This is a genomic window from Janthinobacterium sp. GW823-FHT01H08 (assembly GCF_058797855.1).
This window is the reverse complement of record NZ_CM179504.1, coordinates 2,716,101-2,729,553: the sequence shown is the minus strand read 5'-3', so window position 1 is coordinate 2,729,553 and position 13,453 is coordinate 2,716,101. Positions and strand designations below refer to the sequence as shown.

At 64.3% G+C, this 13,453-nt stretch carries 13 protein-coding genes; 1 reads left to right on the top strand and 12 read right to left on the bottom strand.

Going from position 1 to position 13,453, the window contains the following annotated elements:
- Nucleotides 1-82: 82 nt before the first annotated feature.
- From AC3RCG_RS12290 to AC3RCG_RS12240, 11 genes are all read right to left on the bottom strand, one after another.
- Nucleotides 83-1,846: a M56 family metallopeptidase gene (locus tag AC3RCG_RS12290; RefSeq protein ID WP_492403819.1), complete on the bottom strand. Its 1,764-nt coding sequence runs from the start codon at nt 1,844-1,846 to the stop codon at nt 83-85.
- Entirely contained in the window at nt 1,843-2,235 is a 393-nt protein-coding gene (locus AC3RCG_RS12285) for a BlaI/MecI/CopY family transcriptional regulator (RefSeq protein WP_492403821.1), read from the bottom strand. Before AC3RCG_RS12285 ends, AC3RCG_RS12290 begins: the two co-directional genes overlap by 4 nt.
- 61 nt (nt 2,236-2,296) lie before the next feature.
- Nucleotides 2,297-3,790, bottom strand: coding sequence for a hypothetical protein (locus AC3RCG_RS12280; RefSeq protein WP_492403823.1), 1,494 nt, complete (start codon nt 3,788-3,790; stop codon nt 2,297-2,299).
- 89 nt (nt 3,791-3,879) lie between these two features.
- A complete protein-coding gene (locus tag AC3RCG_RS12275; protein ID WP_492403825.1) occupies nt 3,880-5,220 on the bottom strand; it encodes a DUF3422 family protein in 1,341 nt (446 codons plus the stop codon).
- 122 nt (nt 5,221-5,342) lie between these two features.
- The gene (locus tag AC3RCG_RS12270; RefSeq protein ID WP_492403827.1) at nt 5,343-6,551 is read right to left on the bottom strand and encodes a multidrug effflux MFS transporter; all 1,209 of its coding nucleotides are present in this window, start codon (nt 6,549-6,551) and stop codon (nt 5,343-5,345) included.
- Complete coding sequence (locus tag AC3RCG_RS12265; protein WP_492403829.1) at nt 6,548-7,204, bottom strand: TetR/AcrR family transcriptional regulator; 657 nt, start codon at nt 7,202-7,204, stop codon at nt 6,548-6,550. The genes AC3RCG_RS12270 and AC3RCG_RS12265 overlap by 4 nt, the downstream gene beginning before the upstream one ends.
- Before the next feature lie 122 nt (nt 7,205-7,326).
- Nucleotides 7,327-7,803 carry a copper chaperone PCu(A)C gene (locus AC3RCG_RS12260; protein ID WP_492403831.1) on the bottom strand — a complete coding sequence of 159 codons (477 nt, stop codon included), beginning with the start codon at nt 7,801-7,803 and terminating at the stop codon, nt 7,327-7,329.
- A 17-nt stretch (nt 7,804-7,820) separates the two neighbouring features.
- Nucleotides 7,821-8,417, bottom strand: coding sequence for an SCO family protein (locus tag AC3RCG_RS12255; RefSeq protein WP_070222056.1), 597 nt, complete (start codon nt 8,415-8,417; stop codon nt 7,821-7,823).
- Nucleotides 8,418-8,479: 62 nt separating this feature from the next.
- A complete protein-coding gene (locus AC3RCG_RS12250; protein WP_230505463.1) occupies nt 8,480-8,866 on the bottom strand; it encodes a DUF2946 domain-containing protein in 387 nt (128 codons plus the stop codon).
- Between the two features lie 36 nt (nt 8,867-8,902).
- Nucleotides 8,903-9,496 (bottom strand): helix-turn-helix domain-containing protein, encoded by a 594-nt coding sequence (locus tag AC3RCG_RS12245; RefSeq protein ID WP_492403834.1) that lies wholly within the window; start codon nt 9,494-9,496, stop codon nt 8,903-8,905.
- A gap of 62 nt (nt 9,497-9,558) precedes the next feature.
- Nucleotides 9,559-10,230 carry a Crp/Fnr family transcriptional regulator gene (locus AC3RCG_RS12240; protein WP_492403836.1) on the bottom strand — a complete coding sequence of 224 codons (672 nt, stop codon included), beginning with the start codon at nt 10,228-10,230 and terminating at the stop codon, nt 9,559-9,561.
- A gap of 145 nt (nt 10,231-10,375) precedes the next feature.
- On the opposite strand from AC3RCG_RS12240, the gene AC3RCG_RS12235 reads away from it, so the two are divergent.
- A complete protein-coding gene (locus AC3RCG_RS12235; protein ID WP_070310911.1) occupies nt 10,376-12,010 on the top strand; it encodes an acyl-CoA synthetase in 1,635 nt (544 codons plus the stop codon).
- A gap of 4 nt (nt 12,011-12,014) precedes the next feature.
- On the opposite strand, the gene AC3RCG_RS12230 is transcribed toward AC3RCG_RS12235, so the two are convergent.
- The gene (locus AC3RCG_RS12230) at nt 12,015-13,427 is read right to left on the bottom strand and encodes an MFS transporter (protein ID WP_070310913.1); all 1,413 of its coding nucleotides are present in this window, start codon (nt 13,425-13,427) and stop codon (nt 12,015-12,017) included.
- Nucleotides 13,428-13,453 lie beyond the last annotated feature (26 nt).

Below are 13,453 nucleotides of genomic sequence, written 5' to 3'. Positions count from 1 at the left end.
CTTCGCCAATAGTGTCATTGTCATCTCCAGAGTGTAAAAAGAAGGGCGCCCGCACTGGCGCGCCCGGGGGGGGGGGGGGGTATCAATGCATGCGGCCTGGGCTCCCGGCCAGGGTGTCGCGGATGTGGCCGGCGTCGAGCGAGCGCCGCTGCGCGCCGTCGGCATCGAGCAGCACCACGGTGACGTGCTTGCCGCCGCTGCGCATGCGCATGGTCAGGCAGCTGCCCGCCTCGTGGCTGCTGCCCGTCTTGGACAATACAATGTCCCAGCCCTTGCCGCCGACCAACGGATTGGTGTTGCGCAGGGTGCGGACCTTGCCATTGACGGCCACGCTCGCTTGCGGATGGCTGGTGATGCGCGCAATGTCCGGATAGCGCGCGGCCGCCGCGACGATCTTTGCCACCTCGCTGGCCGTCGACGTATTCGCGGGCGAACTGCCGACAGGGTCCGTCAGGGTGGTGCGGCGCAAGCCCAGCTGGCGGATCTTCGCTTGCAAGGCTTGCTGAAAAGCCGCGTTGCCGCCGGGATAAGTGCGCGCCAGCGCGGCGGCGGCGCGGTTTTCGGATGGCAGCAACGCCAGTTGCAACAGCGCGCCGCGCGACACGGCCACGCCATCGGCCAGCAGGCTGCGGCGCTGCAAGGATGCATCGCCATCGGCGCGCACGATGCGCAGCTGTTCGTCCGGGTCGAGGGCCGCGTCGAGCACCACCATGGCCGTCATCAGCTTGGTGATCGAGGCGATGGGCACGACGGCGTCCGCATCTTTCGCCATCAGCACCTGGCCCGTGCTGTCGTCAAATACCAGCATGTGTTTCGCGCTGACGGGCAAGTCCAGCATCGCGGCGGCGGCATCGGCCAGCATCGTTCCGTTGACGGCAGGCTTGCCCTGCACCTGCAGCAGCAAGGTGGCGCAGGCTAGCAGCAAGGCGGGCACGGCCAGTTTCCAGCCGGCCGTGTCGGCGCCCGGCGCCATCAGCCGTTCGATGCGCGTCAGCAGCGCCCCGCCCCGGGCCGACATCAGCAAGCCGGCATGTTGCGGCGCGGCAGCGTGCAAGGACAAGGCATGCAGCGCCGTGGCCAGCTGCTGCGGGTCTTGCAGCGCCTGCGCAGCCAGCGCATCGGCCACCTGCTCCCGCTCGGCCCGCATACGCGCCGACAGCCACCAGACGACGGGGTGAAAAAACAGCAGCGCCTCGGCCACGCTTTGCAGCAGGTTGACCAGGTAATCCCAGCGCCGCACGTGCGCCAGTTCATGCGCCAACAGCGCTTCGAGCAAGGCGACGGGCATGCCGCTCAGCAAGGCGGCCGGCAGCAGGATGACGGGGCGCCAGAAACCCACCGTGACGGGGCTGGACAATCCTCCGTGCAGCTTCAGCGGCACTTTCCGACTGCCGTGCAAGTCCATGCGCAAGGCCAGCGCATCGAGGCGCGCCTGCCAGATGGCCGGCGCAGCGACGGCCTGACGGCGCAGCTTGCCGACCCAGGCCAGGCCCAGGCACAGGCGCAAGCTCATCAGGGCGACACCGGCGCTCCAGGCCAGCACCAGGGCCGGCATCCACGCTTGCAGCGCGGCGCGCCAGGCGGGCGGCGCGGCCACCGGCAGTTGGGCAGGAGATATGCCGGAAAGCAGAGAAAGCAGATGGACGGCGGGAATACACAGGCACAGCAGCAGCGCCAGCGCGCAGACGGCATAGCGCCAGCGCGCGCTGGCCTGGCGCAGCAAGCAGAGCAGGACGGCGGACACGGCACCCACGATCAAGCCCTGCCAGACGAAATACAGCAAGACCCAGCCCAGCGCAGGGACCAGCTTGCCCAACTCGATGCCCAGGCGCATGTCCACATTCATGGCTGTTTGCCATCCTTGCTGCGCAGGATTTTTTCAATTTCCAGGCGTTCCGCGTCGCTCACGTGCTCGCGCAGCGCCGTCAGCACGAGCGCCTTGCCGGAACCGGAAAACACCTTGCCGATCAAGTCCTTGAGCAAGCTGGTCTGCAGTTTTTCCTGCGCGTCGACGGCCGCATACAGCTGCGGTCGCTGGCTTTCGTCGCGGCTCAGCAAGCCCTTGCCATGCATCAGCTGCAACTGGCGCAGCACGGTGGCGTAACTGGCGTCGGCACGCTCTTCGGCCAGGGCGTCGTACACGGCGCGCGCGTCGGACGGACCGCGCTGCCACAGGATGCGCAGCAGATCCAGTTCGGCGGCCGTGGGATGGGGAGTGGAGGTATTTTTTAACATGACGCTAGAATACCGATTCTAGAACGCCATGTCTAGAACTTTTTTTCTAGCGCATGTCTGACTAAAAATCGCGCAAGCGGTCAAACAAGGCATACAGCGCCGCCACATCCGGCAGCGGCACTTGCGCCAGCACCTGCTCCAGCGCCACATAGATTTCATCGCGCTCCACCGTTTCGATGACGCTGGAACGCCGCTCGATCTGGTTGAACACGCCGACATAGGCGGTGACCATCTCCTGCGCCACGGCTTGCGCCGTCCCGGCATCGTTCGCGCCGTCGAGCGTGCGCGCCGTGGCCAGCAGCTTTTTATACGCCTGCGCGGCTTTTTTGGCATACGCCGCCGCAATGTGCGCGCGGCCATCCCAGTCGCGGAACGGATTGTCCAGGTTTTCCGCCAGCCATTCCGGCTTGCGCGGCCGCGTCACCGACAGGTCCAGACCCAGCACCGCCGCCTTTTTATAACTGGCCTTGATGGCCTTGGCGGCGTCGGCCGGCAGGCTGGTCAGGCACAGGCTGGACAAGGCCGGCAACTGCGCCGGCGCGGGGAAGTCGTCGGCACCGTAGCCGAACAGTTCATACGCGGTGAAGGAGCGCAAACGGTCCAGTCTGGCGATGCTGGCCACGTTTGACGCCAGCCCCGGCTTGCCCCACACGGTCAGGTCCGTCAGCAAGGGGAAACGCTGCGCCACCATGTCGAAATCCACGGCCGGCATGGCGCTCAGCGACAGGCGCGCCAGCTGGTCGAGGCCGTGGAATGGCGTCAGGGCGCCGGAACACTGCAGGCGCAGGAAGCGCCCTGCATGCGGGTCGTCGATGCGCAGCGCGGACGACGGCGCGCCATTCAGTATCAGGGTGCTCAAACCCTCGTTCAGGCGCAGCGAGCGCAAGCCTGCGCCATGCACGACGAGACGGCTGACATTGCTGTTGCGCAAGTCGAGTTCGCTCTCCGTCGAGGATTGCCAGTGCACTTCGTTGATGATGGGGTTGCCGTTGATGTAGGCGGCCAGCGCCGCGCTGCCGTGGCGCGTCTCGATGGTCGTCAGGCAAGGCAGCTGGTCCAGTTCGGACAGGTCGCCGAGCGCCTGCAGGATATCGTCGCCGATGCGGCTCGTCTTCTGGCGCACGGCCTGGCCGCCGACCATCACTTCCTCGCTCGATGCCGCCTTGAAGCGCTGGCGCCGGGCCGGGTCGACCTGCTCCCAGCGGCGCTGGCGGTACACGCTGTCGCCCATGTGCCAGCCGCCGCTGTAGCTTTTCACTGCCGTCTCGACCAGCGGCGCCACATTGACCACCAGGCTGTAGTGGCGCGGCACCGTCGCGCTGGCAAAGCTGTGGTCGTGGCGCTTGTTCCAGAAATAGTAATCGCACACCAGGGGGCGCATCGCCTGCACGGCGTGCGCATCGGGCAAGGTGTCGCCCGTCCAGTCCAGCTGCAAAATGGCGGCCAGCGGGGCGCTGCCGGACGCGGCATCGTCGATGGCCGTGACCTGGCAAGCCACATACTGCTGCAGCCTGTGCGAAAACACACTGTAGATATCTCCAACCTTGGCAAGCACGCTGATTTCCTTGTAGCAAACAATGAGGCCAGCACGATAGCAAAGATTGGCGGCGCGCGGCGTACGCACCGCCTGAGTGCCTGCCCTGGTCAGTCCGCGTGCAGCTTGTGATGCATGCGGCGCAAGCCCAGCCAGACGGCGGCCGCCACGAACGGTACCAGGGCGCCGACGAGGATTTCCGGATTCACGGGCAGCCCCAGCACCTTGGCCGCCTTGCCCGTGTAGCTGAACAGGCCGATCACGTAATACGAAATGGCGGCCACGGACAAGCCTTCCACCGCTTGCTGCAAGCGCAGCTGCTGCGCCGCGCGGGCGTTCATCGATTGCAGGATTTGCCGGTTTTGCAACTCCTGCACGATGCCCACGCGCGTGCGCAGCAAATCGTTCGTGTTGGCAATGCGCTGCGCCATCGCTTCCTGGCGGCTGGACATCGCTTCACACGTATTCATGGCGGGCGTCAAACGGCGGTCCATGAATTCCTCGACCGTGGGGATGCCCTCGATGCGCACTTCGCGCAGCTCGTCGATGCGCGCCTTGACGAGGCCCATATAGGCTTTCGAGGCGGAAAAACGGTAGCTATTGTCGAGCGACAGCTTTTCTATGCGGGCCGCCAGGCGCGTGATGCGGTCGAGCAAGGCTTGCTCGGAGACGCCCTCATCGCCGGCTCCTGGGGCGTCGTCCGTATCGACCATGGCGGCGGCCAGGGTCGCCAGTTCGTTCTCGATGGCATTCAACGATGGCGCCGCCTGCATGGCGTAGGGCAAGCCCAACAAGGCCATCATGCGGTAGGTTTCGATTTCCAGCACGCGCTGCACCAATCGGCCCGACTGCTGCGAGCGCATGCCCGCATCGCGGATGACGAAACGGCTGAAGCCGTCGGACTGGATGGTGAAATCCGTCCACAATTCGCCGCCCTGCAGCACCTTGCTGCCGGCCAGGGTATTGCCCTCGAACACGCGCGACAAACCTTGCATGAAGATCTCGGCCGGCTCCGTCGCCTGCTCGAGCACCACGTGGGCGGCCACCATCAGCTTGCCCTTCAAGCCCACCAGCCATTGTTGCGGCAACTGTTCCAGGGGCATGCGCTCGAACGCCTGCTCCAGTGGCAAGGCGGCGCCCGGATGTTCGGCGAAGGTAAACGTGGCAAATTCCGTGTGGCATTCCCATTTCAGGCGGAAGCGGCCAAAGTCGTAATAAAAATACTTGGCTTCGGCAGCGGGCGGCGTGACGCCGAAATGCGTGCACAGGGCCGCCAGGGTGGCGTGCTGGGTCGCCATATTCGACGCACCTGGCGCCGCGCTGTCATCTTTATAAACGGCAAGATGGGTGATCAGCTCGGGGGCATCGAGCTGCAAAAACGGCCGCGAGTGGATTTCCGCAGCCAGCGGCACGCGCAAGGCGTGGTTCAAACTGGAGTTGATCAAGTGCATGATAGCCAAAGGTAAAGTTGCAAAACTGCTTAGACCCGCGCGCGTGCTGTGCTGCCTGCGGCGGGGGTCTGATTGTCACAGTGTAACAAAGCAGAATGCATGCCATCCTTTTCCAGGGCTCGTCATATTGTTTTGACAACCCCTGCCACGCCCTTCCCCGCCCCTTGCCGGCTGCCCAGCCACCAGAATGCGGCGGCCAGTACGACGGCCGAAGCCTGTCCCAGCGCCAGTTTGAATGCGCTGTCGAACAGCAACGGTGCGACAAAACCGGACACCAGCGCAAACACCAGCATTTGCACGAAGTTTTGCAGGGACGCGGCCAGACCCCGCATCTGCGGGAAGATATCGAGCGTCGACATGGTCATGCCCGGCAAGGCCAGCGACATGCCGAACGCGTACAGCATCACGGGCACGACGGCGAACGGGATGCTGGCCGAAAACCAGTGGTTGTAAGCAATATTGATCGCCCCCGTGGCCGCCATGGCCAGCAAGCCCCAGCGCACCAGCACGGTGCTTTTCACCACGTGGGCCAGCTTGCCCGACAGCGCCGAGCCCAGCACCAAACCGGCCACCATGGGAATGAACATCCAGCCAAACGCCGTTTCCGGCAGATGCAGCAATTCCAAAATAAAATGCGGGGCCGAGGCGATGTACAGGGCAAAGCCGCCAAAGGCGAAGGCCACGGCCAGCGAACGCAAGAGGAAAGCCCGGTGGCGCAAGGCCAGCCAGTAATTGCGCGCGATATTGCCTGGATGGAAAGGCTGACGTTGCTCGACGGCTAAACTTTCCGGCAAGCCTTTCAGGCAGGCGAGCGCCAGCAGCACGGTGACGGCAAAGGTGAACACGAACGTCGATTGCCAGCCGTAGGCCACGTGCAGCCAGCCGCCGATGATGGGGGCGATGGCGGGGGCGATGCCGAACACCATCATGATGTTGGCCAGCATCTTTTGCGCGGCCGCGCCCGACAGACTGTCGCGCACGATCGCTTGCCCGATCACCCTGCCCGCGCCGGCCGAGGCACCCTGCATGCCGCGGAAGAACAGCAGCCAGCCAAAGCTGGGGGCGAAGGCGGCGCCGATGGAGCCCACGGCAAAGATCAGCAAGGATGCCAGGATCACGGGACGGCGGCCGAACGAGTCGGACAAGGTGCCGTAGAACAAGGTCATGAAGGCATAGGCGGCCAGGTAGACGCTCAGGGTTTGCTGCACCAGCACGCTGCTGACGTCGAAATGCGTGCCGATCGCGGGAAACGACGGCAGGAAGGTATCGGTGGCGAACGGGCCCAGCATGGCCAGACCGGCCAGCACCAGGGTCAGGTTGCGCGCCTTCATGCGCCCGCCTGCGCAGCATATTGGCGGCGCAAGCCGTCGAGGGCCGCCAGCGAGAAGGCGGCAATATGCCGGGCGATATCGGCGATACCCGCCTCGTCATAGGTGATCTCCGGCGCCACCAGTTCATGCACGATGCGCGAACGGGCATAGAACACAGCCTGGCCAATCACGCTGAACACGCATTTCTGCACCACGTCCGCCGGCATGGCCTCGCCCACCACGCCACGGATCAAGCCTGTAAACAGGGCGTGGTGCGCGCGCACATCGCGGTCTGCCAGCATGTGGATGGCGGACGTGGGTTCGATCAATTCACGCGCCACCAGGCGGCTGAACAGCGAAGCCGCTCCCGGGCGCAGCATGTCGAAGACCATCGATTCTATCGCCAGGCGCAACTGTTCCACGGGCGGCAGCTGCGCCTGCGCGCTGGCGGCGGCCACGTCCGCAGCCGAGGCGCGCGCCAGTTCGCGCGCATGGTCAAAGGCGGCCAGATACAGCTCTTCCTTGCCATGAAAATAATAGTTAACCATCGCCACGTTGACGTGGGCCGCCTCGCAGATCCTGCGCACGGACGCGAGCTTGTAGCCTTCGTCGGCAAACAGCTGGACCGCCGCCTGCAGGATGCGCGTGCGCGCCGTTTCGACTTCTTCTGTCATGCCATTCCCGTCATTTAAACATCTGTTTAATATTATCCGGCATTGTATCAAACAGCTGTTTAATTTTCAAATGGACGCAAAAAAGCCCGGCGAACCGGGCTTTGCAAGGGCATTGCCGTAGCTTAGTGCTTCATCGCCGGCATCGCAGTTGACGTCGAGGTGGCGCCCAGCGGACGGGCCACGGCATTGACTTCGATGGTTTCGCGGCGCTTGTCCTCGCCTTCGACGACCAGGGTCAGCGGGATCTTGTCGCCCGCCTTCACCTGCCCTTTGAGTTCCAGCAACATGACGTGGTAGCCGCCCGGTTTCAGTTCGACGGCTTTGCCGGCTGGCAAGGCGATTTCCTTGACCTGGCGCATGCGCATCATATTGTCCGTCATGCTCATTTCATGGATTTCCGCCACGCCGGCCACGGGCGAGCGCACTTCCAGCAGCCGCATGGCTTTCGGCGCCGTGATCTGCATGAAGGCACCCGTGGCTTTTTGCTGCGGTACGGTGGCGCGCACCCACGGGTCGGTGATCTGCACGGAAGTCTGGGCAGCGGCGGAGAAGGACAGCACGGTCAGGGCCGTGGCCAGCAGGTTTTTCAGATGGGTCATGATTATTTCCTCGGTAGTTATAAGGTGTATTTCGATTTCATCAGGGTCTTGATGTCCTGCACGCACTCATCGCCCGTCAACTGGTGCTTCAGGCCCAGGCGCATGCGCCCCTCGGTGTCGAGCACGTAGCTGATGGCCGTGTGGTCCATCGTGTACGAACTGCCGCTCGGCACGCGGCGGTAGAAGACCTTGTAGTTGAAGGCCGTCTGCGCCGTGTTCTTCGGATCCGTGCGCAAGCCGAGGAAGCTGGGGTCGAAGGCGCGCATGTACTCGCCCAGCAACTCGGGCGTGTCACGCTCGGGATCGATGCTGATGAAGATCACTTGCAGTTTATCGCCATCGGCGCCCAGTTTCTGGCGGATTTCCAGCGCGCGCGACAGGGCTGTCGGGCACACGTCCGGGCATTGCGTGAAGCCAAAGAAGACCATCACATACTTGCCCTTGAAGTCGGCCAGGGTGTAGACCTTGCCGTCGGGGCCGCTCAACTTGAAGTCGGGTTTGTAATCGCCTCCCGTCAGGTCGAGGCCGTTGTAATGGGGTTTCGGCGCTTGTTCGCAAGCGGCAAGCGTGAGCAATCCCGCCGTGCCGGCGAGAAGGAAAAGACGACGTTTCATGGCATTCTGGCCCTATGGGCGTAGTGGAGACGGTTAAGACGTGGAAGGTATGACTGCTGCGTTCAGGCAGCCGAAGGCGGGCCGCGCGGGCTGGCGGCCAGCCACGCGAACGGCGCTTTGGGCGCCTGGTAAAACAATGGCGGATAGTGGTCGTGGCCCGTGATGACGGCCAGCGGCGAGGATGAGGACGGCGGCAAGCCCACGCTGCCCGCATGGCTCATGCAGAACGGGCAATGTTCGATGTGGTGCAGCACGGAATCGGTGGTGGATCTGGCGGCTGGCGCCAGGTCCGCCTGCGTATAGACGGCGCCGCTGGCCGAACAGATTTCGACGGCGGCATTGTTCGCGTTCGCGTGCAGCGAGGCAAACGCATACGACAGGGACGGCGACAGCGCATTGAGCAGTATCGCCAGGCAGGCGAACCACATATGCCACTGTTTGCGTTTCAATAAAGATCCCATGGCCCCGATTATAACGGAGTCTGGCTATCCGGGCGCCTGTCCCCGCAGGAACAGGCTGGGGCGCACACCCGCCACGTCCACGCAGGCGTCGCAAAACGCGGGGATCGAGGCAAAGCCGGAACCGGCCGCCACCTGCGCCAGGTCGCGCTCGCCGTCGTCCCCGTCGGCGCCCGCTTGCGCCGCCGTGTGCAGCGCGTGCGCCAGACGCTGTTCGCGCACCAGGCTGAGCAATGCCTCGCCCTCGGCAAACAGGCGCGCGCGCGCCTTGTGCGGCGTCACTTGCCACAGGGCCGCCAGGCGCGCCGCCGTCCATTTGCCTTGCGGCGTATCAAAGATGTGCTGCGCCAGCGCCTGGCTCCAGCGCTTGCCGCCGCCGTGGCCGCCATCGGGTTCATCGCCTTCCAGCGCCAAGGTGAACACGGCAGGCTTGCCCCGCCCCGGCATCACGTCGCAGGCAAAGCGCAAGAACGCGGGCACGACGAAGCTGTCGCCGCTGCCCAGTTTCTTGGTGGCGATTTCATTATGCAAGGTGACAAAACCCTGGCGCACGGTAACGCGCAGCCGGAGCGGAAAGCGCAAGCCCAGCAAGTGCAGAGGATGATCGGAAACGAGTGCCATGCGTCAATTCAATGTCATAAGCCAGCCGCCAGCATGCCATACATCGCGCGCCCAGTCTGTCATCACAGCGACGCTACGCCATAACGGCGCAAGCCATCGAGGTCGACGACCCGGATCGATTGATAGGCGATGCTGATCAGCTTGAGCTCGGCCAGATGGCCCAGCGCCTGGTTCACGCGCTGGCGCGAAATGCCGGTCAGCAAGCCGATTTCTTCCTGCGACAGCTCAAGCACGCTGGAGGTGCGCGGATATAACATGGGGTGGAACAGCTGCGCGATCGCTTGCGCCACCTGCGCGTCGACGGCCAGCAGGCGCTGGTTCTGGATGGTGGCGATGAATTGCCCCATGCGCTCGTTCAGCTGGCGGATGACGAAGGCATTGAAGGAAAGGCTCTCGGCCAGCAGCAGATGAAACAGGTCCACGGGCACGAGGATGATGCTCGATGCGCGCACGGCCACCACGTCGTAGCGGCGCAATTCGCGCTTGAGCACGCTGCCCTCGCCGCTCCAGCCGCCGGCCGGCACGCCGGAAAACGTGGCGCCGCGCCCATCGGCGTTGTAGACGGCCAGCTTGATCAAGCCCGTGTGTACGCCGATCCAGTGCGCCGACGGTTCGCCGCGCCGCGTGATGAAGGCGCCCGCCTCGAAATGCCGGAGCACGCTGCCGGTGCGCAACAGGGTCTGATGCCGCGCGTCGAGGGCCGCGAACCAGTCGTGGCTGTCAAGTTCCAGCATTGCAAGGTCTACACTATCGTTGCTATCCATTCCATCCTTCAGACCTGTCACTAAGATGACAGTGATTTTCCAGCGCCGGTGCTATGCTAACCGGTATCAATCCCGAAACAGGGAGCTACAGAATTTTATTTAACAGGAGACAAGCATGACTGCTGATTTCAACACCGGCCTCGGCAAAAACAGCGCCAACTACGCCGCCCTCACCCCGCTCGACTATATCGCCAGGGCAGCCGCAGTATATGGCAATCGCCTGGCAATTGCACATGGCAGCCTGCGCCAGACGTGGCGCGAAACGTATGCGCGCACGCGCCGCCTGGCCTCCGGCTTGATCAAGCTGGGCGTGGGCACGGGCGATACGGTGGCCGTGATGCTGCCGAACACGCCCGCCATGGTCGAAGCGAGCTTTGGCGTTCCCATGGCCGGCGCCGTCCTCAATGCGCTGAACATCCGCCTCGACCTGGCCTCCTTGACCTTCATGCTGCGCCACGGCCAGGCGAAAGTCTTGCTGGCCGATACGGAATTTGCCGAACTGGCGCGCCAGATGGCGGCGCAGATTCCCGGCTTGCGCGTGATCCAGGTCAACGACGTGCTGGGACCGGAAGTGGACGCGTTTTCCGACCTCGACTATGAAGCCTTGCTGGCCAGCGGCGACCCCGATTACGACTGGCAACCGCCGGCCGATGAATGGGACGCCATCGCATTGAACTACACGTCCGGCACCACGGGCGACCCGAAAGGCGTCGTCTACCACCACCGCGGCGCGGCCTTGAATGCCCTGTCGAACATATTAGAGTGGGACATGCCCAAGCATGCCGTCTACCTGTGGACCTTGCCGATGTTCCACTGCAACGGCTGGTGCTTCCCGTGGACCGTAGCCGCCCGCGCGGGCGTCAACGTGTGCCTGCGCAAGTTCGAACCGAAGCTCGTGTTCGACCTGATGCGCGAATTGCGCATCACCCACTATTGCGCGGCGCCCATCGTGCATGCGGCGCTGGCCAACGCGCCCGCCAACTGGCGCGAGGGAATCGACTGGACCGTGCGCGGCATGGTGGCCGGCGCGCCGCCGCCGGCGGCCATGGTGGCGAAGATCGAAGCCATGGGTTTTGATTTGATCCACTCGTATGGCTTGACGGAAGTCTACGGCCCCGCCGCCATCTGCGCCGAGCAGGACGAGTGGGCGGCCTTGAGCCAGGAAGAGCGGGCCGTATTGAAATCGCGCCAGGGCGTGCGCTACCACTTGCAAAGCGCCGTGGCCGTGCTGGACCCGGAAACCATGGAACCGGTGGCGGCCGATGGCGAACAGATCGGCGAGATCATGTTCCGTGGCAACATCTGCATGAAGGGTTATTTAAAGAATGAAAAGGCGACGCAGGAAGCGTTCGCGGGCGGCTGGTTCCACACGGGCGACCTCGGCGTGATGTATCCGGACGGTTACATCAAACTGAAGGACCGCAGCAAGGACATCATCATCTCGGGCGGAGAAAACATTTCCAGCGTGGAAGTGGAAGACGCGCTGTACCACCACCCGCAAGTGCTGGCCGCCGCCGTCATCGCCCAGCCCGACGAGAAATGGGGCGAAACGCCGTGCGCCTTCGTCGAACTGCGCGAAGGGGCGACGGTGACGGAAGCGGAATTGATCGCCTTCTGCAAGAACAACCTGGCGGGCTTCAAGGTGCCGAAAGCCATTTATTTCGGCCCCCTGCCCCGCACATCGACGGGCAAGATCCAGAAGTTCGAATTGCGCAAGCGCATGCATTCGGACAAGGCCATCGACGTCTAGACGCTTAATTGTCCTTGCCAGCCAGCCACGCCGGCTGCGCCACCGCCAGGCGCGCAAAGCTGGCGATGCTGGCCACGGCGGCGAACCCTGCCGCCAGGCACAGCGCATACGTCGTGCCCTTGGCAGCCGACACCGTAAAGCAGTAGGCGACCAGCGCCGCGCCCGTGGCCTGGCCGATCAAACGCGACGTGGCGACCACGCCGCTGGCGCCGCCTGCCCGCTCGGGCGGCGCGCTGCCCATGATGGCTTTCAGATTGGGCGCCTGGAAAAAGCCGAAACCGATGCCGCACAAGGCCATGCGCCAGCCGATGTCGAACGCACTCGGATGCGCCGGTATCCACACGAGGGTCAGCAAGCCGCCCGCCAGCGCCGCCAGGCCGATGCCGCCCAGCACGCCCGGCGAATACCGGTCGCTGAGCCGTCCGGCCACGGGTGCCATCACGGCCACCAGCACGGCCCACGGCGTCATCAAGAATCCCGTTTCCACGGGAGAGCGGCCCAGGGTGACTTCAAAATAGAATGGCAGCGAGACGAAGGCCAGCCCCTGCGCGGCAAACGTGCAGATGGCCGTCAGCGACGACAGCAAGAACAGGGGACGACGGAACAGGTCGATCGGCAGCATCGGTGCCGCATGCCCGGCCTGGCGGCGCAGCAGCAACATAAAAAAGACCACCACGGCCACCAGTTCCGGCAGCAAGGTCGACAGGTCCGCGTGATGGGCAGCGTCGCCGAACAGCAAGATGAGCAAGCCGAAGGCGCCCACGTTGTACAGCGCCGTGCGCGCATCGAGCGTGTGGCCGGACAGTTTTGTCGCCGGCAACATGCGGCTGGCCAGGAAAAAGCCGGCCACGCCCAGCGGCACGTTGATGGCGAACAGCCATGGCCACGACGCCGTCGCCAGGATCAGCGAGGCGGCCGTGGGCCCGATGGCGAACGCGACGGCCACCACCAGCGCATTGTTGCCGAACGCGCGGCCCAGCAAATGCTTGGGGTACAGGGCGCGCAGCAGCGCCGTGTTGACGCTCATCATGGCACTGGCGCCGACGCCCTGGAACAGGCGCGCCACCACCAGCGAGGGCAAGGACCAGGCCAGCGCGCAGGCGAGCGACGCCAAAGTAAACAGGAACATGCCGGAGATAAACACCCGCCGGTAGCCGGCGATTTCGCCGAGGGCGGAAAACGGCAGCAAGGTCGCCACCATGGCCAGCTGGTACACATTCACGATCCAGACGGAGGCGGCCGGTGTCGTGTGCAGCTCGCTGGCGATGGCCGGCAAGGCCGTGTTGGCGATCGCCGTGTCGAGCGAGGCCATGCCCACGCCGATGGCCAGCGCGAGCATGGCCCATAAACGGGCGCCGGGCGGCAAGCCGTCCTCGCCCACGAGGAAAGGCTGCGCCTTGTTTTTCTGCTTCATCATGTTGCCTGTTCGTCTAGCCCGTCCGG